Source organism: Synechococcus sp. Nb3U1, assembly GCF_021533835.1.
GTDB lineage: Bacteria > Cyanobacteriota > Cyanobacteriia > Thermostichales > Thermostichaceae > Thermostichus.
The window spans coordinates 1,640,742-1,663,195 of record NZ_JAKFYQ010000001.1; the positions used below are offsets into that span (position 1 = coordinate 1,640,742).

Below are 22,454 nucleotides of genomic sequence, written 5' to 3' on the forward strand. Positions count from 1 at the left end.
GAGATCCCCATTCAAACCCGGGCTTTAGGCGTGATCTTCAAAATGGCGGAACGGGATCCGGCTTGGGCGGCGCCATTGCCCTGGGGATCCTTGGTAGTGTTAGGAGTGTTGGTGGTCGTTCGCGTCCGCGGGACAGAGTCCTTAGCTTTCTGGGCTTGGCCGGCGGTGCTTTTGCGGGCACTGCTGGGGGTAGCTTTGGCCTTGGTGGTGCTTTTCCCCTGGGTTTTGCTTGCAGATTGGCTGGCACTGGCTTTGGCTGCTGAGCGCCCTTTCCCTTTGGAGCTCCCTTCTTTTTCCGCCAGCACCTGTAGAGCAATCTCTAGAGTGGCTTCTTCGGCGGGCATCTCTTTTGGTAGAGAGGCATTCACCTTGCCATGCTTGACGTACAACCCATAGGGGCCGTTGTGCAAATTGACCGGCTCCCCGTCGTCGGGATGGGATCCCAGCTCCCGCAGGGGTTTGGCAGATCCACGTCCGCGACCCTTTTTGGGTTGGGCAAGCAGCTCTAAGGCCCGCTCAAAGTCCACAGTCAGTACATCGTCACCAGCAGGTAGAGAGCGGAAATCCCCATCACAAACCACATAGGGGCCGAAGCGACCAATGCCCGCCTGCACTTTTTTCCCCGACTCTGGGTGTTCGCCAAGGGTGCGGGGCAAGCTGAGCAACCCCAACGCGATCTCTGGGGTAACCTGATCTGGCTTCAGCCCCTTGGGGAGGGAAGTGCGCTTGGGTTTTTTATTGTCTTCCGAGACATCTCCCAACTGTACATAGGGGCCATAGGGGCCCTGCGGCACCACATAAACCGGCTCTTGGGTTTCCGGGTGAAAGGTGATGGGTTTGGGGCCTTCCTGCTTGAGTTTGATCAGCTCCACCACCTGCTCTTCGCTCAAATCGGCGGGTGGAATATCCTCCGGCAGATTGGCGCGCACCTCTCCGGTGCCATTTTCCACGGCCACATAGGGGCCATAGGGACCGATGCCGATTTTGACGGGCAAGTTCTCCAGCTGAATGGAGCGGGCCAACCCAGAATCAATTTCCGACTCGCGGGCCTTCACCTGCCCCTCTAGACCTTGCTCCCCCAAAAAGAAATGGCGCAAATAGGGCAACCACTCCGCCTGCCCGGAGGCAATGTCGTCTAGGGTTTGCTCCATCTTGGCGGTGAAACGGGTGTTCACCAGATCGGGGAAGTGTTTTTCCAACAGGTCGGTGACGGCGAAGGCGGTATAGGTAGGCACCAGAGCGTTGCCCATCGGTTTGACGTAGCCCCGACTGACGATGGTGTTGAGGATGGTGGCGTAGGTGCTAGGGCGGCCAATCCCTTCACTTTCTAACACCTTAACCAACGAGGCTTCCGTAAAACGGGCCGGGGGCTGGGTTTCGTGGCCAACGGGTTCTAGCTTCTGACATTCGGGATGATCCCCTTGGCGCAAGAGGGGCAAATGCACTTCCCGATCTTCGAGGGCGGCATCGGGGTCGTCGGATCCCTCCACGTAGGCGCGGAAAAAGCCAGGAAAATCAATGCGCTTGCCGCTGGCCCGAAAGACCGCATCTTCCACCCCAATCAAGACGGTAGTGTGGGTTTGCCGTGCCTCTGCCATTTGGCTGGCGACGGTGCGCTTCCAGATTAGGTCATAGAGGGCCAGCTCCTGACCCGAAAGGGGGGTTTGGTTGGGCAGGCGAAATTCGGATCCGGCGGGACGAATGGCTTCGTGGGCTTCCTGGGCCCCTTTGGCTTTGGTGGTGTACTGACGGGGTTTGGGGCTGAGGTATTCCTTGCCGTACATGGATGACACACAGGCACGGGCGGCACTGATGGCCTGATCCGACAGATGCACCGAGTCAGTACGCATGTAGGTGATATAGCCCTCTTCGTAGAGCTTTTGGGCGATGCGCATCGTCTGTTGGGCTGACAGGTGCAACTTGCGGTTGGCCTCCTGCTGCAGCGTGGAGGTGGTAAAGGGAGGGGCAGGCTTGCGGGTGGAGGGGCGCTCTTCCACCGAGCTAACGATCCAGGTTTTGCTCAAGAGTCGAGCGTGTAGGGCTTCTGCTTGAGCCTGATCCAGCAGCACTACATCCCGCCCAGCGGCTATTTGGCCCGTATTTTCATCGAAGTCCTGTCCGGTGGCCAGACGTTTGCCGGCGAGGTTCACCAGCTCCGCTGGAAAAGGGGTTTGGTTTTGCCGCAGCTCCGCCCTTAGATCCCAATAGGATCCCTTTTTGAAGGCCCGCCGTTGCCGCTCCCGATCCACCAAGAGCTTGACCGCCACCGACTGTACCCGCCCTGCCGAAAGTTTGGGGGCAATTTTTTTCCAGAGCAGCGGCGATAGGGTGTAACCCACCAGGCGATCTAGAATGCGGCGGGTTTCTTGGGCTCGTACCAGTTGCTCATCCACCTCACGGCAGTTTTGCAGCGCCTGTTGAATCGCCTCGCGGGTGATCTCGTGGAAGACCATGCGGCGGGTGGGTACTTTGGGTTTTAAGATTTGTTGCAGGTGCCAGCTAATGCTCTCCCCTTCTCGGTCTTCGTCTGTGGCCAGAATCAGTTCATCAGCTTTTTTCAGGGCATCCTTCAGTTCTTTGACGACCTTCCTCTTATCTTTGGGGATCACGTAGAGGGGCTCAAAATCCGCCCGCACATTCACCCCCAGACGGCTCCAGTCTTCCCCCTTCACCTCCTCTGGAATCTCGGCTGCCGAATCGGGCAGATCCCGCACATGCCCCATTGAGGCCTGCACCTCATAGCCAGCGGGCAAGAACCCCCGGATGGTACGGGCTTTGGTGGGAGATTCGACGATGACAAGCTTGGACATGATGATGTTGGGAGTAATCGACTCAGCCTGTTCTGCTCCCCTGCGGTGGGGATCCAGTTCGGTACAGCGCACCCTACACCCTAAAGGTGCTCAGGGATCATTGGTTGCTTTTCTGGAGCGTAGCAAGTCTATTTGCACTTGACTAGCGGTTGCAGCTTTTTCCGGCCTTGTGGCCGTCGCGTCGTCACATGAGCGGTACGGGCTACTGCAACGAATCTGGGTAGGGGCATGCTGTTGCGACTGCACAGCGGGAGGGAACTCCTTACCTGTTAGAGTTCGTACAGGATAACCCCCTAGGAGATTTTGGGCTGCCTCAGAACCTCTGTGAAGTGGGAAAAGCTGTAGGGGTGATCACTCTAAAAAGTTTGCCCTCCTCTAGCCCCTCCACATGACTATGAAACTGCACCATTTTTCGATTCGTGCTGCTGACATTTTCCGATCCATTGCCTTTTATGAGGGGCTAGGATTTGCCATCGAGGAACGCTTTACCACGGGCATGACCCTTGCCTGCTGGATGGTGGGGCCGTGGGGACGGTTGGAGTTGCTGCAGGTGCCCGAGCCTCACCCTGCCCCGGATCCCTTTGGGGATCCCCACTATGTGGGCTATTACCATCCCTCCATCGAAATCGGCTCTGAGTGGGGATCCCTGTCTGCCTATTTGGAACGTCTACAAGCGCGGGTACCGTTACAGATCCTTCTCTCCCCCCATCCGCAACAGATTGGCCCACAAACCTATCAAGTGGCCTTCATCGCCGATCCGGATGGCCTGCCGATAGAGTTGCTCTACCCCCAGGGATCCCCTGAAATGGAGCAGGGCTAATGGGTTGCCTAACCCAGGGGATCATCCGCTGATCTACGTGGGGTCGCGAAGAGTCAAACAAGACTCAAAAGAGATATCCAGGATCTAGGGATTTGGGAAGAAGGGGCACCCTTGGGGCTAAGCTGGTAAAGCCTTACTAGCAAACCTTTTCGAAACCTGCTGGCAAGTGGATTCATGAAGGCTCAACTTCCGGTCACCATCTTGACGGGCTTTTTGGGGAGTGGCAAAACCACACTGCTCAAACGCATTTTGCAGGAGGAGCATGGGTTGCGCATTGGTGTGATCCTGAATGAATTTGGCGAAATTTCTATTGATGGCGAGCTGGTGAATATGCCCCCAGAAGGGCTAATGCAACTGAGCAATGGTTGTCTGTGCTGCACGGTACGAGACGACTTTGAACGGGCGGCGCGAGAACTGCTCAAGCGCACCGAAGAGTTGGACTATTTAGTAGTGGAAACCAGTGGTGTAGCGGATCCCAGGCAGGTGACCGAGCTGTTTGTGCAGAGGGCTTTTCACGAAGATCTGCGCTTGGATGGGGTGGTGACGTTGGTGGATGGCCCCGAATATTGGCATAATTTTCAGCACTCCCAAACCGCAGCCCATCAAATTAGCAGCGCCGATATTTTGTTGCTTAACAAAGTGGATTTGATTACAGAAGCAGAACGGGATCGGATTGTGTCGGATGTGCGTCGCTACAACCCGGATGCTCCATGCCTGCTCACCACCCACGCCCAGGTGCCCTTGGCTCGCATTTTAGATGTCCATGCCTTTCAGCCGGAGCTATGGGATCCCCATACAGAGACAGAAGACCCTCATCCTCTCCATCCCAAGGGCTCCCCGCTGCTGACGCCAACAGATGAGCACCACCACAGCCATCACCTGCAGGAAGACGGGATCCAATCGGTGAGTTTTCAACTGCAGCAACCGTTGGATCTGGCAGAATTTCAAGAATGGCTACAAGATCTGCCGGATAATATTTTTCGAGCCAAAGGGGTGTTGTGGATTCTGGATGAGCCCCAGCGGGTGATTTTCCATCAGGTGGGCCATCGCCAAACCCTGTTTCTGGAGAGAGACTGGGATCCCAATGAGCCGCGTTTGTCGAAAATTGTCTTGATTGGCAAAGGCTTACAACGAGAACCTCTGGCGGCTGGGCTAAAGCAAGTTTGTAGAGCAGCGGCTACCCTCTAAAAGGTGTCAATCTTTTTGGATGCTTTCTACCTCTTTTTCATCTGACTTACCCGCAGAACCCTATGGCGCGCAGCAAACTTTCAGAACAAGAACAGCAACAGATCGTCAGCACCTACCGGGGGTCGCCAGCCACTGCTGCGGAATTGGCGGAGCAGTTTCAGGTGAGTATCAGTACCATTTCTCGTGTACTGAAAGAAAACATTGAAGCAGATGAATATCAACAGTTGGTCAGCAGCAAACGCTCTGCGGCCCGCCGTAAAGAGACCGGAGAAGAGGTCACAGAGTCTCTGCCCCCTGAGCCGGTGTCTAGCGATCCCCCTTTGTCTGTTCCAGAGCCTGAGCCTATCGCCACACCTGCTTCGAACCGAACCCGCAGCCGTTCCTCCAGCTCTAGGGATCCTGAAGCACATCAACAGGTACTACCCCTCACCTCAGAACCCGAAGCCGAAGCCGCTTCAGTCCCCGTAAGGGAAGAAAGGGTGGCCCCAACAGCTCATGCAACAGCTGATATAAATCTAGCTCCAATCTTAGAAGCAGAAGAGGACGATATCGCGGATCCAAAGCTGCCCTCTGAGGAATTGGAGTCGGAGGAATTGGAGTTGACGGCTGAGCTTGAGGAAGAACTGGAAGATGAAGAGGAAGAAGAAGACGAAACTGACGAAGATAGCGAACTAGAGGATTTGGAAGACGACGAGGATGAAGACTCAGATTACTTCCTAGAGGATGCCCCTGAAGCTGTTAGCTTGGCCGAGCCAGGCTACCAATTTCAGGTGTTGCCCCTAGAAGATCTAATCCCGCCTGAAACCTGTTATGCCGTGATTGACCGCTATCAGGAACTGGCCACTCGACCCCTGAAGGAGTTTTTTAACCTGGGATCCCTGCCCCCTCATGCCGAAGGGATCGACAGCGCCAACACGCTGCCCATCTTCGACAACCACAGGGTGGCCCGCCGCTTTTCCGAGATGAGCCGCCGCGGCAGCAACACCTACCCGCCCTACCGAGTGATTCAGTTTTCCGGACACATTCTGGAGGCTGTGCGTAGCCAGTTGCAAAATAAAGGGATCACCCATCTGTTGATAGATGGGCAAATTTATACCCTGTGAAAGGGGCCAAAAAAGGGATCCCCAGCGGTTTGAGCAGGGATTCCTCGGGAATATTCTCGGGCGTATGTCACACAACCAGTATCAATCCACTGCTGCGCCAGCGTACTCCAACTCTTCCACCGCCACCTCCACCGGGGCTTCTTCCGGCTGCCCTTGCTTAGCGGCCAGCATTTGCTCGCGATACTTGGCCGCCATTTCTTCCGCGCCATCGTAAACCAGCTGTGGATCGCGGGTCATATCGCCAGGATTGGCCTCTAGCTGCTTGGTAGATAGCGAAATCCGACCCCGTTCGGCATCCAGGTCGATGATCATCACCTTCACTTCATCGTTGACGTTGAAGACGCTGTGGGGAGTATCGATGTGATCGTGGGAGATCTCGGAAATGTGCAATAGGCCGGAAACGCCGCCAATATCGATGAAGGCGCCGTAGGGTTTGATGCCGCGTACCGCACCGACCACCACTTCCCCCACTTCCAGTTTGTTCATCTTCCGCTCCACCAGGGCACGGCGATGGCTCAACACCAGGCGATTGCGATCTTCATCCACTTCCAAGAACTTGAGGGGCAATTCTTCACCCACCAAATCTTCCTTCGGCTTGCGGGTGCTGATGTGGGATCCCGGAATAAAGCCCCGCAGCCCCTCGATGCGCACCAAAGCCCCACCCCGGTTGGTGGCAAAAATGGCGGAGCGCACGGTGGCATCTTCTTTTTGCAGCTGCCGTACCCGTTCCCAAGCCCGCATGTACTCAATGCGACGGATGGAGAGAGTCAGTTGCCCTTCTTCGTTCTCTTCGGTGAGGATAAAAAACTCGCGGGTCTCCCCCGGCTGCAACATCTCTTCTGGGTCATCCAACCGGCTAATGGACATTTCCTGCAACGGCAGAAAAGCAGCAGTTTTGGCCCCAATATCGATCAACGCACCACGCGGCTCCAACGAAAACACTGTACCCGCCACAATTTCCCCAGGGCTGAAATGATAATCGTACTTATCGAGTAGGGCGGCAAAGTCCTCGGTGGTAAAACCTACATCAGCAGTGGCGGTGAATCGACTCATAGTGGTGAAGCAGCAGGCCGGTCGGCGCGGATAAAGGGCAAAGAACAAGTGAACCAGATGACCAAGTCCCCGGAGAGCTCACTCTCCTATCACCCCACACGCGACAGGGCAATAGGTTCGGGAAATACCATCCTAGCTTAGGGGTGTGCCGTTTGTGGCAGATTTCCTCCGGATCCTGCCAAGCTAGATAGGGATTTGGGAGAGCAGCGGTTGCAATTTATTGACCAAGCGGAAATAGAGGTACAAGCCGGGGATGGCGGAGATGGCATTGTCGCCTTCCGCCGAGAGAAATATGTGCCTGCTGGAGGGCCTTCTGGGGGCAATGGTGGACGCGGGGGCTCGGTGATTTTGGTAGCAGATCCCAATCTACAAACCCTACTGGATTTCCGCTTTCAGCATGTGATCAAAGCCGAGCATGGGGCCAAAGGGGGGCCAAACAATCGCACCGGAGCCAGTGGCGCGGATCGGCTGGTGCGGGTGCCCTGTGGCACGGTGGTGAGCAATGCCCAAACTGGGGAAATACTTGGGGATTTGACCCATCGAGAGGATCAACTGCTGGTGGCTCGAGGGGGCAAGGGGGGCATGGGCAATGCCCACTTTTTGAGCAATCGCAATCGTGCCCCCCACAAGTTTACTGAGGGCAAACCGGGAGAGCATGTGCGCCTGCGGCTGGAGCTGAAACTCATCGCCGAAGTGGGCATTGTCGGTTTGCCGAATGCGGGCAAATCTACCCTGATTTCGGTGGTATCTTCCGCCCGACCCAAGGTTGCCGACTACCCCTTCACAACGTTGCAGCCCAATTTGGGGGTGGTACCCCATCCGCTGGGAGATGGGGTGGTGTTTGCCGATATTCCCGGGCTGATCGAGGGTGCCCATTTGGGGGTGGGGTTAGGACACGAGTTTTTGCGGCATGTGGAGCGGACGCGGGTCTTGATTCATTTGGTGGATGGTACGGCGGCGGATCCCGTCAAGGATTACCAGACGATCCAACAGGAGCTGCGAGCCTACGGCCATGGCCTTACGGAGAAACCGCAGATTCTGGTTTTGAATAAGATCGATGCCCTCGCGCCCCAAGAGATTGCCGAACGCTCCCAAGGGTTATCCACCGCCGCTGCCACTTCGGTTTTGGCCATTTCCGCCATTGCTAAGCAGGGGTTGGATCCCTTGCTGCAGCGGGTGTGGGAACAACTGAGCTTAGAAAGACAGCCCTCTGGCACAGTGGAGTTTGGCTTAATCTCTGGAAACTCTGTACACTAGGCGAGTTCTGGTGCGCAGCAAACTTAAAATAAGCCTGTGCCTTCCCAAGACCTAGAGACCCTATGTACATTTCGGAGGAGAATCTGCCACCGGATTTGCGTCAAATCATGTTGGCCATAAAGCAGGCGGCTCAAGTCAGGGCAGGAGCCTGTGTGGATCTGTTGATGCTCCTGCGGCTGTTGGAGGAAATGCATCGGTTGATCTTGGATGGCACCTTTCGGGAGTCGTTACCCAATACTCGTCAAGCCCTCTACCGTGTGCTGCAAGATCTAGAAGAGGCGGGAGATTGGCCCTATTTGCCCCGGCTGCATATTCAAGCCTTGATGCAGCAGTTGGAGGGATCCCCGCCCATGCTGGTGCCGCCCACACCCCGCTTTTTTGAGCCCTTGGGGGGAGAAGGTTCCGACCCGTGAAATGCGTCGGAGGGATCCCATTGTTTGTTCATTTGTTTGTTCATTTTTTGTTAAGGTGACGGGGGATCTCGACGCCCCTCCGAGTCGTGTGGTTCCCGGCAGGGTGCCGTAGGCATAGCACGATTGGGTTGGATCGACTGAGATCAACTTGGATCGAATGGTTTGGTTTGGGATCCCGCTTTTTGCTCCTCTCCCCCATGGCCGAGTATTTCAAGCTCCATCCTCAATATCCCCAGGCACGTTCCATTCAGCAGATCACGGCGGCTTTGCGAGATGGCGCTGTGATGCTTTATCCAACGGATACGGTCTATGCCATTGGTTGTGATGTCACCCACAAGCAGGCGGTTGAGCGGGTGCGCCGCATTAAGCAGCTTTCCAACGACAAACCTCTCACTTTTTTGTGCCCCTCTCTATCGCGGATCGCCCACTATGCTCAGGTAACGGATCCCGCCTATCGGTTGATGCGTCGGTTGATCCCTGGCCCCTTTACTTTTCTGCTGCCCGCTACCAAACTGGTTCCCAAGCTGGTGATGGATCCGAAACGGAAAACCACAGGTATTCGTGTGCCCGATTCCAGCATTTGTCAGGCTTTGTTAGGGGAGCTGGGTAATCCAATTGTTTCGACCTCCGCTAAGTTGAGTGGGGATACCGTCGGCTCCCTGGATGTCAGTTTTGGTCGCGAAGGGCAAGCTGAAGATGGGCTGGAAAGTCTTGCTGCAGAGGAAATGAAGCATCTGGAAAAACAGGTGGATCTGGTGCTGGATGATGAGGCTCCCTACCGAGCCAAAGTTTCGACGGTGATTGATCTGACAGGGCCGGAGCCGTTGGTGGTGCGTGCTGGTTTGGGGTACGACCAAGTGGCGGATTTGCAGGTGACAGAATTGAGGGTGTGACATACTCCCGACCCTCACGTTGTGCCTACGGCAGGCTTGCGCCAACGCGTAGAGGGCGGGCTTCTCCAGTCTTTCGACCTTCGCGTTTTAGAGTGAGCCGATGTCCCAGGCCCACTTTTTTTAGGCACTCCACAGTGGGGGCAGTTATGCCAGCGGTCGGACAACTCCTTCGGCACTCTGTTCAGGCAAATTGCACAATGCTGGGATGTGCCAGCGGGGTTAACCTTCGCGACCAACCGCCCAGCTTTTGCAGCTTTGTACGGAAGGATTTCGTTCAGGAACCCGGCTATGCCAGCATCAGCAAAACTTTTGTTCAGCCCAGACTTGGCCGATTGACCGTTAGGCAAAAACTCGCCGCCTTCACCCGTCTTTGGCTTGCATCGGCGGGTCATGTTGGCGACTTTCAGATCCTCTACAAGGGTTACGTCTGCCTTGTCCACCATTGAACAGCAAGATTCCCCTGACTCGGGCACTTCGGGGGCATCGTTCGCATCAGCGGCAGCTTGCTGCAACCCCCTCAGCGCCCTTGGCTTTCCTCCCGACGCTCCCCTAGTGCCAGAGGCACGGCTACGCCAACGGGAGAGCGCGGGGCTAGGAACGACCTGCGGTCTAGCCGCCGATTAGCTAAAAGATCGGGATCCGGTGCTCTGTCCGGCGAACCCTAGAATAGAGGCGGTGTCTGCGCGGTTTGCCCATGCCCGAAGCTCTGGCTCAGCAAAAATTGGAGCTGTTGCGTACCCTCGAGACGACCAATCGGGGCCGCAATGTTTTGCCCGACCAAAAACCCAAGCTTTTGGCGCAAATCGCTGCTCTAGAAGCCCTCAACCCCACCCCTATCCCAATATCCACTCCTGAATTGCTAGAGGGCAATTGGTTGACCCTCTTCACCACGAGTGCAGATCTGTTACGCCTGGCCAACAGTTTGCCCATCCTAACCACTGGGGAAATTTACCAGTGCATTCGCACCCAAACAAAGCAGGTATTTAACGTGGCGGAGGTACAGGGATCCGGCTGGCTGGGGGCTTGGGTGCCTCGGGGGATTTTTGCCGTGTCGGCTCGGTTCGCACCGGAATCGGAACGGCGGGTGCAGGTGGTGTTCGAGCGCTTTGTACTGGGATCCCAGATGCTGATGAACTACGAGATCGAGAGCTTTCTGGATTTGCTAGAACATGATCCGGCACGGATCCCGGCCCTCAAGATCGACATTCGCCGCCGGGAACAAAGCGGCTGGTTAGATATTACCTATCTGGATGAAGATCTGCGCATTGGTCGGGGCAGCGAAGGGAGCCTCTTCGTTTTGCAGAAGGTATCCTCTGAAGCCCACAAAAAAGGGTGAGCAAGAGCGCACTCCCTCAAAACTCCTGGCTACTCTGGGCCAAAGTTTGCTGGATGTCGAGGTCTAACCCTTTCACCGATTCCAACACCGAACGGGTGATCAACTTTCCTTCCTGCACCAGGGTTATCCCTGTTACAGGGTGCAACAGCGGTTGTTCCGCCCGCCGCCCAATCAAAGCCTCAATATCCTTGAAGGCGTTGATGTACATCCCTGCGGGCAGTTCCACCACCACCCCTTCCCCCAGCACACGTGCTTGGCAGGCGAGGCGAGAATTGGGCTTGCAGGTGGTAATCACTTCCAGGGTGCGCTGTTCCCGCTTGGTCAAGCCAGACAGGGATCCCATCCCTTCTTTGACGTAAACATGACAGGTGGCACAGAGGCCGCGCCCGCCACACTCCTTCAATACATTCAGATCCTCTTGCAGGAGTACCGAGAGCAAATTGCTATTGGTGGCAATTTCCGACACCTGAGCTATCGGATCCAACCGCACGCGCTTGACCATGCGCTTCCTCTTGTTACATCTCTTAACAATAGCTTGCCCATGGAAGGGGATCCCGGTAGCATTCGCTTCAGATCATTGACCACTCCAGTTTGGCCGGTTGATCCCGTTTTTGGGGACTTCGACAGGGGTCAGGCTAATCACACAATTGCAGACGGGATTGCGGCTGCCGCATGGCCGGATCGATCTCGTGGGTTAGCTCAAAGTTGATCACTCGCCAGCGGTTGGGGGATCCGTTTGAATTGGGACTGTCTGGGGCATTGGAACTAAAACTGACGGGCAGGCCGTAGAGGCGGGGTGGGCCAGGGCGACGATGGGATCCCTGCTCCAAATAGGGGGTGAGCAATTGGCAGTAACGTTCGGCAACCACCACCTGGGTAGCCCGCAGCCCCTGCATCCGCAACCGATCCAATTCTTCATGAATCTCAAAGCGGATCCCATCTGCATGGGTATGTTGGCGAAACCAACGGCCTTCCCAGAAGCGCCAACGCCGCCCCGATTGCAGATGTACCAATTCTTCTTGTTCAGGGTCTGCCTCAAACGCGCCATGCCGATGACAAAGATAGGTATCCGTCAGGGTCAGGGCAGCAATCGTTTGCCGACAGTGGGGACACTGGATGCTGGGGCCGAAAATGGGATAGGAAAAGGCGACCGTCATAGAGAACCCCACAAAAATGGGCTGTGTGTGCGGGCAAACCCACAGTTGTCCACATTATAGGAGCTTGCCTTTGTGGGGATCTGACCGGGAAGGGATCCCCTGGCAAAATCTGGCAGGATCTCCTAAGGTGAGAAATAGGGATTCCCCTTAACCCTGGCCTCGCCAACTCGGGTCGAATCTCTGACAACCTCCGAAACAAAAACGGGGAGTGGGGTAGTGCCCACTTTTTTTGTGTTTTTAGGGGTTGCCGTTGCCCAGATGGGCTTTGCCACTTCCTGGTGTTGATATCGAGTGTGTTATGGCCCACCCTCTGATCCCACAGCTGGAAATCCTAGCCCGCCCCTTGGCCACTCAACTGGGGTACGAGCTGGTGCAGATGGTTTTTCACACCAACCAACATCCGCCCATCCTCCGGGTGGATATTCGCCCGCTGGATCCGGAGCAAGACACCAGCCATGCCGACTGCGAAACCATGAGTCAAGCCTTGGAAGCGGAGCTGGATCGAGTGGATCTGATTCCTGGCCAGTACGTGCTGGAGATCTCTAGCCCCGGCCTCGATAACCTTTTGAACAGCGACCGGGACTTCACGGTGTTCAAAGGCTTTGCAGTGGAGGTCGCCCTGGATCCCCCCTACAAAGGCAAAGCCCTCTGGTCAGGGCATCTGTTGGGTCGGGATGAGGAGACGGTTGCCCTATCCCTCAAGGGGCGGCGCGTCCGGTTGCCCCGTGCTTCCGTACAGCGGGTGTCTCTTTCCGAGGCCGAAACGGATTAGGGCCCAGGGATCCCTGAGGTGGGGTTGGGCTTAGGTTACGCGAACAAGGTTTTTAGCATTCTTTCAGGAGAACGGTTCTTATGTCGATGGTGCCCCTGCCCGGTTTAGCAGAAATGGTGGAGATGATCTCACGGGAGCGTAATTTGCCTCGTCATGTGGTCACCGATGCTCTGCGGGAGGCGCTGCTCAAGGGCTACGAGCGTTACCGTAAAACCCTGCAGCGGGATGTTGCTTTTGACGAAGAACACTTTCACAACTTCGATGTGGAGCTGGATGTGGAGGCGGGTGGTTTTCGCGTGTTGGCCACCAAAACTATCGTCGAACAGGTGGAAACTCCGGATCACGAGATCTCCCTTTACGATGTGCAGCAGGATTACCCAGAAGCTGAGGTGGGATGGGAAGTCACCAATGATGTCACCCCGCAGCAGGCAGAATTTGGGCGGATGGCGGCCATTCAGACCAAGCAGGTGCTGGCCCAAAAGCTACGGGATCAGCAGCGCCGTCTGATCCAAGAAGAATTCCGCGATCTGGAAAATACAGTCTTACAGGCGCGGGTACTCCGCCTGGAACGGCAGACGGTGATTATGTCCGTATCCAGCGGGTTTGGGCAGCCGGAAGTCGAAGCAGAACTGCTGAAGCGGGATCAACTGGCCAGCGATCGCTATACCCCCAACGCGGTGATGAAGGTGTACCTCAAGCGGGTGCATGAGGGATCCCGGCGAGGGCCCCAGTTGCAGGTGTCGCGGGCTGATGCCGGTTTGGTGGTCAACCTGTTTGCCAATGAGGTGCCGGAGATCGAAGACGATGTGGTACGGATCGTGGCGGTGGCACGGGAAGCTAACCCGCCCTCGCGTACCGTGGGGCCGCGCACCAAGATTGCTGTGGATACGGTTGAGCGGGATGTAGATCCGGTGGGGGCCTGTATCGGCGCTCGCGGATCCCGGATTCAGGCGGTGGTAGCCGAGTTGCGCAACGAGAAAATCGATGTGATTCGTTGGTCGCCGGATCCGGCGACCTACATCGCCAATGCCCTCAGCCCCGCCAAAGTGGTGGAAGTATTGTTGGTGGATCCCGAGATCCAGCAGGCGCATGTGCTGGTGAATAGCGATCAGCTCAGTTTGGCCATCGGCAAAGAGGGGCAGAATGTGCGTCTAGCCGCCCGCCTTACGGGCTGGAAAATCGACATCAAAGAAGTGGAGAGTTATCGAACGGCGATGGAGGAGGCAAAAGCTCAAGGATTGCCCTATCCCTTCATCAGTCCGATGGCTTTGGAGCGCTTCCAACGGCGGGCAGAACGAGCGGCTTTGGGCTTAGAGGAGGAGTATGAAGAACAGTCTTACCTGGAGACAGAAGATCTAGAGGAGGACGACTTGATGGAGGAAGATTGGGCTGAGGAAGAAGAAGACTTCGACTACGATGCCGAGTTCGATATTGCCGAGCCTCAAAAGTAGAGCTGCTTCCGGATCCCTAAGAAGTGGAAACGGTAGACTAAAGTAAGCCTTTGCCTGCTCGATATCCCTAAGAAGTGGAAACGGTAGACTAAAGTAAGCCTTTGCCTGCTCGATTTTGATTTCGCCCAAACCCATCATCCTTGGCATATCCGGCGCATCGGGAATGCTCTATGCTGTGCGCGCTTTGCACGTCTTGCTCAGCCTGGACTACCGCGTTGAATTGGTGGCCTCCAAGGCAGCCTACCAGGTGTGGCAAGGGGAGCAGCGGATGCAACTGCCGGTGGATCCCGAGCAACAAGCCCTCTTTTGGCGAAAACAGGCAGACAGTGAGGCGGGATCCCTGGTTTGTCACCGTTGGCAGGATGTGGGGGCGACCATTGCCAGTGGCTCCTACCGCACGGAGGGGATGTTGGTGATCCCGTGCAGCATGGGTACTGTGGCCAAACTGGCAGCCGGGCTCAGTTCGGATTTACTGGAACGGGCCGCCGATGTGCAACTGAAGGAGGGGCGGCGATTGGTGGTGGTGCCTCGAGAAACCCCCTTCAGCCTGATTCATCTGCGCAACCTGACCACCTTGGCGGAGGCAGGGGTGCGAATTGTTCCTGCCATTCCCGCCTGGTATCATCAGCCACGCACCATCTTGGATCTGGTGGATTTTGTCGTGGTGAAGGCGTTGGATCAGTTCGGCATCGACAGCGATTTGATCCAGCGTTGGCAAGGGATGCGGCAGCACAGTGCCCTGACCCTACCTCCAGATGCTTAGATGCTTAGGCTTGGAACGGGATCCCAGCTTGCCCATCACCTATCAGTTGACCTGGGGTTCTGCCGCGGAGCGGGGCGACCCAACTCGGCTTTGCCCTGAGCTGTAACTTGAACCTACCTCCAAACTGGCGGCCCATTCCCCGATCAACACATTCACCCAATCGGGTAGCTCATCGTGGGCACAGTGGCCCACCCCCGGCAGCTTGACCAGCGTGAGGGCGGGCTGCCAGCGCTTGAACTGATCCGCCAAAAAACTCGGCACCGCGGGATCCTCTTGGCCCCAGAGCAACAAAATCGGCATCTTCAGTGTTGGCAACAGGCGTTTGGGGCTGTCGAAGCGGCGGCTGAGGATCGCCCTGAGGCTATCCAAAAACACATGGGCAGCCCCTGGATCAAAAGCCGGTTTCTGGAAGATCTGCACCAGTTCGTCGTCTACCTGCTCATCTCGTTTGTAGACATTCTTGATCCAACCCCGCAGCACCTCCGTTCGCCGCAGCCAGTTGAATAGATACGGATAGGTGAGCGGGCACCCCAGCACCGCCATGATCCCATCACACAAAGCCTGCACCAAGCCATCCCAAGGGGGGGACAACTCCTCTGGATGAGGGCCATCGGCACAGCTAATCAAACACAATCCCTTTACCATCTGCGGATAGCGAGCCGCCACGATCACCCCCACCAACCCCCCGATCGAGTGGCCTACCAGGAGTATCGGCTGCTGAATGTAGGTTTGCCAAAACTCGTATACCTGCTCTACCCACAGATCAACGCTATAGGCAATCTCCGGCTTGGCGCTGCCCCCGTACCCCAACAAATCCAGGGCATACACCGAACGCTGGGATCCCAAGGGGAGAATGTTGTGTCGCCAGTGGCCCACAGAGGCACCAAACCCATGGATCAAAAGGGCCGGGGCCGCGCTTAGGTTGACTTGCCCGCTTGTTGTTTGAGCACGGCTAGGAGTGTAGGTAAAGTGAATAGGCCAACCGCGCCAGTGCCAGGTTTGCGGGTGCCCGTAGCGGGGGAGAACCGACTCAGAATCCTGAGAGTTCAGTCCGTGTAATGAAGGAGTGTGTGACAACAACAGGCCCATCTCCAGCAGAATAGACTGATTTTAGCGGTTTCCTCACAGTAGGCCTCTGGTTGGAACCCCCACCAGAGGAGAATAGCGGCAAGGCTAGCTCGTACTTAACGAATGCCAGTGAATACCAGGGATGATATGCGATCTCAGTTTCAATCTGCACTGGAAAGAGCCGTACCTCGCAATTTTTCTAGACTATTGAGGATTAACTCAAGGCCAAACTCGAAATGATGTAGGCCGTCATAGTCTCCCTGAAGGATCAGATGAGTCAGGTGATTCAGGTGGGGATACTGCTCCGGCGGGATCCAGTCGATAAAGTGCTTGGCCATGGAAACATACTCCGTTGCGGCAATCGGGAAGTTTAGCTCCAGCAGCGTAAAGCCATAGATATGGCTGTCTATGGCATTCCAGACATGATCCGCCATTTCCGCAGAAAAGCCCGCCCCCAGCAAACAGCCCAGCGTGGCATCCACATAGCGCAACATGGCTGGCCCGACATTCATCCGCGACACAATCGGCATCGTCGCCCAGGGATGACGCAGCAGCACCTCGTGTGCCGAGATAGCCCGTTGTCGCATGGCTTCTTTCCAATCCAACGCAGGATCCGGCAGCTCAATCTCGCCGATCACCCGATCCACCAGAGCATCGAGAATGTCATCTTTGCTGGCCACATAATTATACAGCGACATCGCCTTCACCCCCAGCGCCTGGGCCAGCTTGCGCATCGACAGGGCTTCTAGTCCCTCGGCATCCACCCACTCCAGGGCAGCCTGGAGGATCCGCTCTCGGGTTAGGGGCAACGCAGACATTGGGCTAAGTTCAACGTTTTACAGGGTATCTACTCATCAGCTTGCACTGTACGCTAAACTTACGCTGTACGTTCAGATTGTCAGGGATCCCACCATGAAAGCCATTGTCCAGAGCGAGTATGGATCTGCCGAGGTGCTGCATCTACAGGAGGTGGATCGTCCGCCTGTATCGGCCAGTAGCGTGTTGGTGCGGGTGCGAGCGGCCTCGGTTCATGCCGGAGATTGGCATCTAATGCGCGGGGATCCCTTCTTGCTGCGCTTCATCTACGGTGGGATCCGCAGGCCCAAGATCACCATTCTCGGTTCTGATGTGGCAGGAGAGGTGGAAGCTGTTGGTCAGGCAGTGAGTCAGTTTAAGCCAGGGGATCCCGTGTTTGGGGATCTGACGGAATGTGGCTTCGGGGCCTTTGCGGAGTATGTGAGTGTGCCGGAGTCCGCCTTGGTGCTCAAGCCTGAGAACCTCACCTTTGAAGAAGCCGCCACAGTCCCGGTGTCTGGATTGTCGGCGTTGCAGGGATTGCGGGATGTGGGGCAGCTTCGGGCGGGTGAACGGGTGCTGGTTAGGGGTGCCGCCGGAGGGGTGGGATCCTTTGCGGTGCAGATCGCCAAAGCTTTGGGGGCTGAGGTAACGGGGGTGTGCAGCCCTCACAAGAAAGAGGGGGTGCGCAAGCTGGGGGCCGATGAGGTAATGGATTATGACCAAGCCGTGCGCAAGGATCCCTGCTTTGACCTGATTCTGGATACGGCTGCCTATCGCTCCGTGTTTGCCTCCTTGGCTGCCTTGAAGCCGGGGGGGCGCTATGTGATGGTAGGGGGATCCATGCCCTATTTTTTCCAGGTACTGCTGCTGGGATCCCTGATGTCTACTCTGAGTGGCCGCAGGGTCAAGAATTTGGTCTGTCAGCCCAATTCAAAGGATTTGACCATTCTGAAAGACTGGATTGAAAGGGGCACGATTTACCCCTATGTGGATCGGACCTACCCCCTTGAGCAGGTGCCAGATGCCATTTGTGCCCTTGAACAGCGGCAGGTATGTGGGAAAGTGGCCATCAGCATCGGATCTGTAGGTCAGCGGTAGCAGATCAAGTCGTAGATCTCCAGATATTCCTTGCCGGGGTAGTTCCAGGAGTAGTCGTAGCCCATGCCCTGAGCTTGCAACTGGCGAAACTGGGCAGGAGACTCGTACCAAAGGTCGATGGCCCGATCCAAGGCAGACTCTAGAGCCGCCGGATCCGTCTGGTAAAACACGTAGCCATTGCGCTGCTCGGGTAATTTTTGCGTGTCATAGTCCCGGTCGAAGACGGTATCTACCAAGCCGCCCACCCCTCTCACCACCGGAACCGCGCCATATTTCAACCCGATCATCTGGGTGAGGCCGCAGGGCTCGTAATGGCTGGGCACCACGATCAAATCTGCCCCAGCATAGATTAGGTGGGAGAGTTCTTCGTTGAATCCCAGCTCGATATGGATATCGGGGTTGTCGTTGAGGTGGCGCTTTTCGTGAGCAAACCAAGAGCCAATCGCCCGCTCGGTGGCTGCCCCCAACAACACGAACTGGGCCTTTTTGAACAGGGCGCGATAGATGGCGTGATGCACCAGATGCACTCCCTTTTGTTCATCCAAGCGTCCGATGTAGGCGACAATCGGCTTATCGACATCCTGCAATAGAAGACGATCCCGTAGGGCTTTTTTGTTTTTGGCTTTGTCGGCTAGGGTTTTGGCGGTATAGGTGGCCGGGATAAAACGGTCGATCTCTGGGTTCCAAATGTCATAGTCAATGCCATTCAAAACACCGCGAAACTTATTTTGGTGTAGGTAAAGGGTATGGCCCAGCCCATAGCTATAATCGCCAAATTGTACCTCCAGACCATGATTAGGGGAAACTGTGGTGACAAAGTTGGAAAATACGATGCCCCCCTTCATAAAGTTGAGAGAGAAGGGGTTGAAGTTATCCCGCAAACGATCGTAATGGAAGTAATAGGATTCGCGATTGAGCCCGGTTGCCCAGAGAATTTCCGAGCCGCCGAAGCCTTGGTGCTTAAAGTTGTGGATGGTGTAACACACCCGCTGATTCCACATGCCGTTGTACTTATAAATCTCGAATAGCAAAACCGGCACCAATCCGGTCTGCCAATCGTGGCAATGGATCACGTCTGGGCGTTTGTTGCTGCGCAAGAGAAATTCCAGCGCCGCCTTACTAAAAAAGGCGAAACGCATATTGTCGTCGTGGCAGCCGTAGTAACAACCGCGGTTGAAGAAGTTGTCTCCCGAATGGGGTTCGATAAAAAAGCAAAGACGCCCATGCACCCAGCCACAATAGACCGAGCAGTGAATCGCCCCGCCATACCAAGGCACCCAGAGATCGCGATAGGCATCGTGCATCCCCCAGATCTGGTCGTAGCCCATGTTGTCGTACTTGGGCAAAATCAACTCGACACAGTGGCCGCGCCCTTCTAGCTCCCGGCTGAGGCCGTACACCACATCCCCCAGACCTCCCACCTTAATCACCGGGGCACACTCAGACGCAATCTGCACGATGTACATTTCGAGATCTCCCGCAGTAGTGCCTTACCTTTCTTCACAAAAGATAATCTCTTTTGGCCGCGATAGGACATCTCCGGCAATGACAAAGGATCCCTAGTCAGGGATCCCTCGTGGAATGGCTAAGTTGGCTGGTGGGGTTCAGGCTCAAACCGTTTTATCCGCTAGGCAGAGGCAGCGCTGGTGAAGAGAGGAGACCCTGTTCTGGGGTCGGATCCCTACACAGGGGCAACCTCAGCGTTGCCAACACAAGCTAGAGATGCTGTCTGCTTAAAGAATCCAGTTAAGGAATCAAACGGCTAATGCCAGGGTGGTAATAAAGCTCTTCGATCCAGGTGCGCAACTCATCTTCAGTGGAGATAGCAGCAGACGTCCCCGTTTTTGGATCGTAAGCATGCCAGAGGACATGACCGGCTCGATCGCGGCTTTGCCAAACTTGAACCTCATCGGAGCCCACCCAGAAGGTTGCTACTGCCTGCCAGATGTGCTTTAGTCCTGACCCAAGAGCTTGCAAAATGGCGCGAAACCGAGCAGAAGACGTTTGAGATTCAGATTCAACCCCTTCCATTTCATGAAGCGGGATCCAACCTTGAGAAACCTTGAGTTGTGTGTTTTTCATACCGATGACCGTTGAGCCTGTTCACATTCCCAACCTATCGATTGCGTCAGTCAGGATCAAAACATTTTCTGCATGGGATCCATGAATACTTTCGATGGATAACAGTCTTTTTGGGCAGTCTTTTTGGACAGGGATCCCCTGCATTGATCCTGCATTGATCAGGATCACATCGTCTTCTAATGCCGTAGTCGCAGATCTCATCAGCCTATTCGGAATCCTATTTGGGATAGATCCCTTTGTGGACTACTTAGACTTTGTTGTGGGGGGAGAGAGCGCCTGTGGGAGAATGGGACAAGAAAAACTGTTGCCCCATGTCGCACATTGAGTCCCCGGCTTCAGGGCAGATCCGAGCAGCTATAGGTTCATTCAGGTGAATTCATGGGATCCGCCGCCCTTCATCCAACCCTCAAGGCTCAGCCCACCTTTCCGCTCACCGCAGTGGTTGGACAGCAGCCGATTAAACTAGCCCTGCTTTTGGCCGCCGTGGATCCCGGCTTAGGAGGAGTGGTGATCGTCGGGCCACGCGGTACAGCCAAATCGGTTCTGGCCAGGGGGATCCATGCCCTGCTGCCCCCGATTGAAGTGCTCATCGGATCCTTTTGCAACGATGATCCGGCTCAGCCAGGCACCTGGTCAGACTGGGCCAAAGCCCATTGTGTTTCTACTTCACCGCTCCCAAGACAAGTGATCCCGGCTCCCTTTGTGCAAATCCCCTTGGGAGTGACGGAAGATCGCCTACTGGGATCCGTAGATGTGGGGGCCTCTGTGGAGCGGGGGGAAACCATTTTTCAACCGGGATTGCTAGCAGCAGCCCATCGGGGTGTGTTGTACGTGGATGACATCAACCTCTTGGATGACCAGATTGCCAATTTGCTCCTGACAGTGGTGGGAGATGGTGTCAATCGGCTGGAGCGGGAAGGGATCAGCCTGCAACACCCCTGTCGGCCCCTACTGGTGGCCACCTACAATCCCGAAGAAGGTCCTCTACGGCAACACTTGCTAGATCGCATGGCCATGGTGCTGCCTGCCGATTTGGAGCTCACCCTAGAGGAGCGGCGGGAAATCGCGCAACGGGCCAACCTCTTCAGCGACACTCCGGAGACCTTCTTGGCTGAGCAAGAGGCTGAACTAGAGGACTTACGCACCCGCATCCTTTTGGCGCGGGAATGGCTGCCCCAGGTGAAACCCCAACGGGAACAGATCAATTATTTGGTGCAGGAAGCCATCCGGGGTAACGTCCAAGGCCATCGGGGAGAACACTTCGCCCTACGAGCAGCCTGTGCCCTAGCGGCCCTAGAAGGACGGGATCGCCTTTTGGCAGAGGATTTGCAACAGGCGGTGCAATTGGTGCTATTGCCCCGTGCCCATTACGATCCCACCCAACCGCCCCCACCCCCACCCTCTGAACCGGAGTCGGAGCAGTCGGATCCCGAAGATGAACCGGAGGATAACAACACAGAACCCCAACCGGAAAACACCAGCCTACCGGAGGAATTTTTATTCGACCCAGAAAGCGTTGCCCTCGATCCAAGCCTGCTGGCCTTTGCCCAATCTTTGAACCAACAGGGCAAAACGGGATCCCGCAGTTTGGTGTTCAGTGCCGACCGGGGCAGGTATATCAAGCCTATCTTGCCCCAGGGATCCAACCCGCGGGTTGCCGTCGATGCCACCCTACGCACCGCCGCCCCTTACCAACAGAGCCGCCGCCAACGGCAACCGGGCCGAACGGTGATCGTGGAGCAGAGCGATATTCGCGCCAAGAAGCTGGCTCGCAAAGCAGGAGCCTTGGTGATCTTCGTAGTGGATGCATCCGGTTCTATGGCCCTGAATCGCATGCAATCCGCCAAAGGAGCGGCTCTACGACTGCTCACGGAAGCCTATCAAAACCGCGACAAAGTCGCCTTAATCGCCTTTCGCGGCGAGACCGCCGAGGTGCTGCTACCCCCCACCCGCTCAATTGAGCTGGCCCGCCGTCGCCTAGAATCTTTGCCCTGTGGCGGGGGATCCCCTCTAGCTCATGCCCTGACACAAGCGGTACGGATGGGGGTGAATGCCCGTACTGCCGGAGATGTGGGGCAGGTAATGCTGGTGGCCCTCACGGATGGCCGCGGTAACATTCCCCTCAGTCGCTCTTTGGGACAAAGCAAAGCTTCAAACGAGTCTGAAGCCACCGACCTGAAACAAGAACTGCGCGACATTGCCCTACGCATTCGGGCTCTCGGGTTGAAACTGTTGTTGATCGATTCCCAAAGCCGCTTTGTCACCACCGGCTTTAGCCAGGAGCTAGCGGAGCTAGCGGGAGGGCGATATTTTCACCTGCCCCGGGCCACCGACCAAGGGATCGCGGCGGTGGCTCGCTCGGCTATTCAGGAAGGTCGGGGATCCCGTTGAA

General features: G+C 56.1%; 21 protein-coding genes. 12 read left to right on the plus strand and 9 right to left on the minus strand.

Going from position 1 to position 22,454, the window contains the following annotated elements; all coding sequences use genetic code 11:
• Nucleotides 1-11: 11 nt before the first annotated feature.
• On the minus strand, nt 12-2,810 hold the full coding sequence (topA, locus tag L1047_RS07695) for a type I DNA topoisomerase (protein ID WP_235278897.1): 2,799 nt from the start codon (nt 2,808-2,810) through the stop codon (nt 12-14).
• Between the two features lie 394 nt (nt 2,811-3,204).
• Between topA and L1047_RS07700 the strand changes: the two genes are divergently transcribed.
• The 3 genes from L1047_RS07700 (at nt 3,205) to L1047_RS07710 (ending at nt 5,921) form a co-directional block, all read left to right on the plus strand.
• Nucleotides 3,205-3,630 (plus strand): VOC family protein, encoded by a 426-nt coding sequence (locus tag L1047_RS07700; protein WP_235278898.1) that lies wholly within the window; start codon nt 3,205-3,207, stop codon nt 3,628-3,630.
• Nucleotides 3,631-3,804: 174 nt separating this feature from the next.
• A complete protein-coding gene (locus tag L1047_RS07705) occupies nt 3,805-4,818 on the plus strand; it encodes a CobW family GTP-binding protein (protein ID WP_235278299.1) in 1,014 nt (337 codons plus the stop codon).
• A 62-nt stretch (nt 4,819-4,880) separates the two neighbouring features.
• Nucleotides 4,881-5,921 carry a hypothetical protein gene (locus tag L1047_RS07710; protein ID WP_235278300.1) on the plus strand — a complete coding sequence of 347 codons (1,041 nt, stop codon included), beginning with the start codon at nt 4,881-4,883 and terminating at the stop codon, nt 5,919-5,921.
• A gap of 81 nt (nt 5,922-6,002) precedes the next feature.
• Here L1047_RS07710 and L1047_RS07715 read toward each other — a convergent pair whose 3' ends face one another.
• A complete protein-coding gene (locus tag L1047_RS07715) occupies nt 6,003-6,974 on the minus strand; it encodes a 30S ribosomal protein S1 (RefSeq protein WP_235278301.1) in 972 nt (323 codons plus the stop codon).
• A gap of 210 nt (nt 6,975-7,184) precedes the next feature.
• Between L1047_RS07715 and obgE the strand changes: the two genes are divergently transcribed.
• From obgE to L1047_RS07730, 3 genes are all read left to right on the plus strand, one after another.
• Complete coding sequence (obgE, locus tag L1047_RS07720; protein ID WP_235278899.1) at nt 7,185-8,231, plus strand: GTPase ObgE; 1,047 nt, start codon at nt 7,185-7,187, stop codon at nt 8,229-8,231.
• Between the two features lie 62 nt (nt 8,232-8,293).
• Nucleotides 8,294-8,644, plus strand: coding sequence for a hypothetical protein (locus tag L1047_RS07725; RefSeq protein ID WP_235278302.1), 351 nt, complete (start codon nt 8,294-8,296; stop codon nt 8,642-8,644).
• A 197-nt stretch (nt 8,645-8,841) separates the two neighbouring features.
• The gene (locus L1047_RS07730; RefSeq protein ID WP_235278900.1) at nt 8,842-9,537 is read left to right on the plus strand and encodes an L-threonylcarbamoyladenylate synthase; all 696 of its coding nucleotides are present in this window, start codon (nt 8,842-8,844) and stop codon (nt 9,535-9,537) included.
• Nucleotides 9,538-9,551: 14 nt separating this feature from the next.
• Here the strand turns inward: L1047_RS07730 and L1047_RS16765 are convergent, their stop codons facing one another.
• Nucleotides 9,552-9,980, minus strand: a complete 429-nt coding sequence (locus L1047_RS16765; RefSeq protein ID WP_443081709.1) for a zinc ribbon domain-containing protein — start codon at nt 9,978-9,980, stop codon at nt 9,552-9,554.
• A gap of 251 nt (nt 9,981-10,231) precedes the next feature.
• On the opposite strand from L1047_RS16765, the gene L1047_RS07735 reads away from it, so the two are divergent.
• A complete protein-coding gene (locus tag L1047_RS07735) occupies nt 10,232-10,873 on the plus strand; it encodes a PAP/fibrillin family protein (protein WP_235278303.1) in 642 nt (213 codons plus the stop codon).
• Nucleotides 10,874-10,889: 16 nt separating this feature from the next.
• Here L1047_RS07735 and L1047_RS07740 read toward each other — a convergent pair whose 3' ends face one another.
• Together L1047_RS07740 and L1047_RS07745 are read right to left on the minus strand one after the other, a co-directional pair.
• On the minus strand, nt 10,890-11,375 hold the full coding sequence (locus tag L1047_RS07740) for a 2Fe-2S iron-sulfur cluster-binding protein (RefSeq protein WP_235278304.1): 486 nt from the start codon (nt 11,373-11,375) through the stop codon (nt 10,890-10,892).
• Nucleotides 11,376-11,508: 133 nt separating this feature from the next.
• On the minus strand, nt 11,509-12,030 hold the full coding sequence (locus L1047_RS07745) for a TIGR02652 family protein (RefSeq protein WP_235278305.1): 522 nt from the start codon (nt 12,028-12,030) through the stop codon (nt 11,509-11,511).
• Between the two features lie 298 nt (nt 12,031-12,328).
• Between L1047_RS07745 and rimP the strand changes: the two genes are divergently transcribed.
• The 3 genes from rimP to L1047_RS07760 all read left to right on the plus strand — a co-directional run bounded on the left by rimP (nt 12,329) and on the right by L1047_RS07760 (nt 15,016).
• Nucleotides 12,329-12,802: a ribosome maturation factor RimP gene (gene rimP, locus L1047_RS07750; RefSeq protein WP_235278306.1), complete on the plus strand. Its 474-nt coding sequence runs from the start codon at nt 12,329-12,331 to the stop codon at nt 12,800-12,802.
• A gap of 80 nt (nt 12,803-12,882) precedes the next feature.
• On the plus strand, nt 12,883-14,253 hold the full coding sequence (gene nusA, locus L1047_RS07755; RefSeq protein WP_235278307.1) for a transcription termination factor NusA: 1,371 nt from the start codon (nt 12,883-12,885) through the stop codon (nt 14,251-14,253).
• A 115-nt stretch (nt 14,254-14,368) separates the two neighbouring features.
• The gene (locus tag L1047_RS07760; protein ID WP_268836194.1) at nt 14,369-15,016 is read left to right on the plus strand and encodes a flavin prenyltransferase UbiX; all 648 of its coding nucleotides are present in this window, start codon (nt 14,369-14,371) and stop codon (nt 15,014-15,016) included.
• 42 nt (nt 15,017-15,058) lie between these two features.
• Here L1047_RS07760 and L1047_RS07765 read toward each other — a convergent pair whose 3' ends face one another.
• Entirely contained in the window at nt 15,059-16,093 is a 1,035-nt protein-coding gene (locus L1047_RS07765; protein WP_235278309.1) for an alpha/beta fold hydrolase, read from the minus strand.
• Nucleotides 16,094-16,245: 152 nt separating this feature from the next.
• The gene (locus tag L1047_RS07770) at nt 16,246-16,902 is read right to left on the minus strand and encodes a TetR/AcrR family transcriptional regulator (RefSeq protein ID WP_235278310.1); all 657 of its coding nucleotides are present in this window, start codon (nt 16,900-16,902) and stop codon (nt 16,246-16,248) included.
• Between the two features lie 94 nt (nt 16,903-16,996).
• On the opposite strand from L1047_RS07770, the gene L1047_RS07775 reads away from it, so the two are divergent.
• Nucleotides 16,997-17,980 (plus strand): NAD(P)-dependent alcohol dehydrogenase, encoded by a 984-nt coding sequence (locus tag L1047_RS07775; RefSeq protein WP_235278311.1) that lies wholly within the window; start codon nt 16,997-16,999, stop codon nt 17,978-17,980.
• Here the strand turns inward: L1047_RS07775 and glgA are convergent.
• A complete protein-coding gene (glgA, locus tag L1047_RS07780) occupies nt 17,971-19,446 on the minus strand; it encodes a glycogen synthase GlgA (protein ID WP_235278312.1) in 1,476 nt (491 codons plus the stop codon). The two genes, L1047_RS07775 and glgA, sit on opposite strands and share 10 nt — an antisense overlap.
• A gap of 280 nt (nt 19,447-19,726) precedes the next feature.
• The gene (locus tag L1047_RS07785; protein WP_235278313.1) at nt 19,727-20,062 is read right to left on the minus strand and encodes a hypothetical protein; all 336 of its coding nucleotides are present in this window, start codon (nt 20,060-20,062) and stop codon (nt 19,727-19,729) included.
• 378 nt (nt 20,063-20,440) lie between these two features.
• Here L1047_RS07785 and bchD point away from each other — a divergent pair, with 378 nt between their 5' ends.
• Entirely contained in the window at nt 20,441-22,453 is a 2,013-nt protein-coding gene (gene bchD, locus L1047_RS07790) for a magnesium chelatase ATPase subunit D (RefSeq protein WP_235278314.1), read from the plus strand.
• Nucleotide 22,454 lies beyond the last annotated feature (1 nt).

What these genes read in the sequence shown, in the direction of transcription:
- glgA (WP_235278312.1), bottom strand. Translation starts at nt 19,446, where the DNA reads ATGTACATCGTGCAGATTGCGTCTGAGTGTGCCCCGGTGATTAAGGTG.
- L1047_RS16765 (WP_443081709.1), bottom strand. Translation starts at nt 9,980, where the DNA reads ATGGTGGACAAGGCAGACGTAACCCTTGTAGAGGATCTGAAAGTCGCC.
- topA (WP_235278897.1), bottom strand. Translation starts at nt 2,810, where the DNA reads ATGTCCAAGCTTGTCATCGTCGAATCTCCCACCAAAGCCCGTACCATC.
- L1047_RS07735 (WP_235278303.1), top strand. Translation starts at nt 10,232, where the DNA reads ATGCCCGAAGCTCTGGCTCAGCAAAAATTGGAGCTGTTGCGTACCCTC.
- L1047_RS07770 (WP_235278310.1), bottom strand. Translation starts at nt 16,902, where the DNA reads ATGTCTGCGTTGCCCCTAACCCGAGAGCGGATCCTCCAGGCTGCCCTG.
- L1047_RS07700 (WP_235278898.1), top strand. Translation starts at nt 3,205, where the DNA reads ATGAAACTGCACCATTTTTCGATTCGTGCTGCTGACATTTTCCGATCC.
- L1047_RS07725 (WP_235278302.1), top strand. Translation starts at nt 8,294, where the DNA reads ATGTACATTTCGGAGGAGAATCTGCCACCGGATTTGCGTCAAATCATG.
- L1047_RS07710 (WP_235278300.1), top strand. Translation starts at nt 4,881, where the DNA reads ATGGCGCGCAGCAAACTTTCAGAACAAGAACAGCAACAGATCGTCAGC.
- L1047_RS07730 (WP_235278900.1), top strand. Translation starts at nt 8,842, where the DNA reads ATGGCCGAGTATTTCAAGCTCCATCCTCAATATCCCCAGGCACGTTCC.
- L1047_RS07785 (WP_235278313.1), bottom strand. Translation starts at nt 20,062, where the DNA reads ATGAAAAACACACAACTCAAGGTTTCTCAAGGTTGGATCCCGCTTCAT.
- L1047_RS07715 (WP_235278301.1), bottom strand. Translation starts at nt 6,974, where the DNA reads ATGAGTCGATTCACCGCCACTGCTGATGTAGGTTTTACCACCGAGGAC.
- L1047_RS07705 (WP_235278299.1), top strand. Translation starts at nt 3,805, where the DNA reads ATGAAGGCTCAACTTCCGGTCACCATCTTGACGGGCTTTTTGGGGAGT.
- L1047_RS07745 (WP_235278305.1), bottom strand. Translation starts at nt 12,030, where the DNA reads ATGACGGTCGCCTTTTCCTATCCCATTTTCGGCCCCAGCATCCAGTGT.
- nusA (WP_235278307.1), top strand. Translation starts at nt 12,883, where the DNA reads ATGTCGATGGTGCCCCTGCCCGGTTTAGCAGAAATGGTGGAGATGATC.
- L1047_RS07740 (WP_235278304.1), bottom strand. Translation starts at nt 11,375, where the DNA reads ATGGTCAAGCGCGTGCGGTTGGATCCGATAGCTCAGGTGTCGGAAATT.
- L1047_RS07775 (WP_235278311.1), top strand. Translation starts at nt 16,997, where the DNA reads ATGAAAGCCATTGTCCAGAGCGAGTATGGATCTGCCGAGGTGCTGCAT.
- rimP (WP_235278306.1), top strand. Translation starts at nt 12,329, where the DNA reads ATGGCCCACCCTCTGATCCCACAGCTGGAAATCCTAGCCCGCCCCTTG.
- bchD (WP_235278314.1), top strand. Translation starts at nt 20,441, where the DNA reads ATGGGATCCGCCGCCCTTCATCCAACCCTCAAGGCTCAGCCCACCTTT.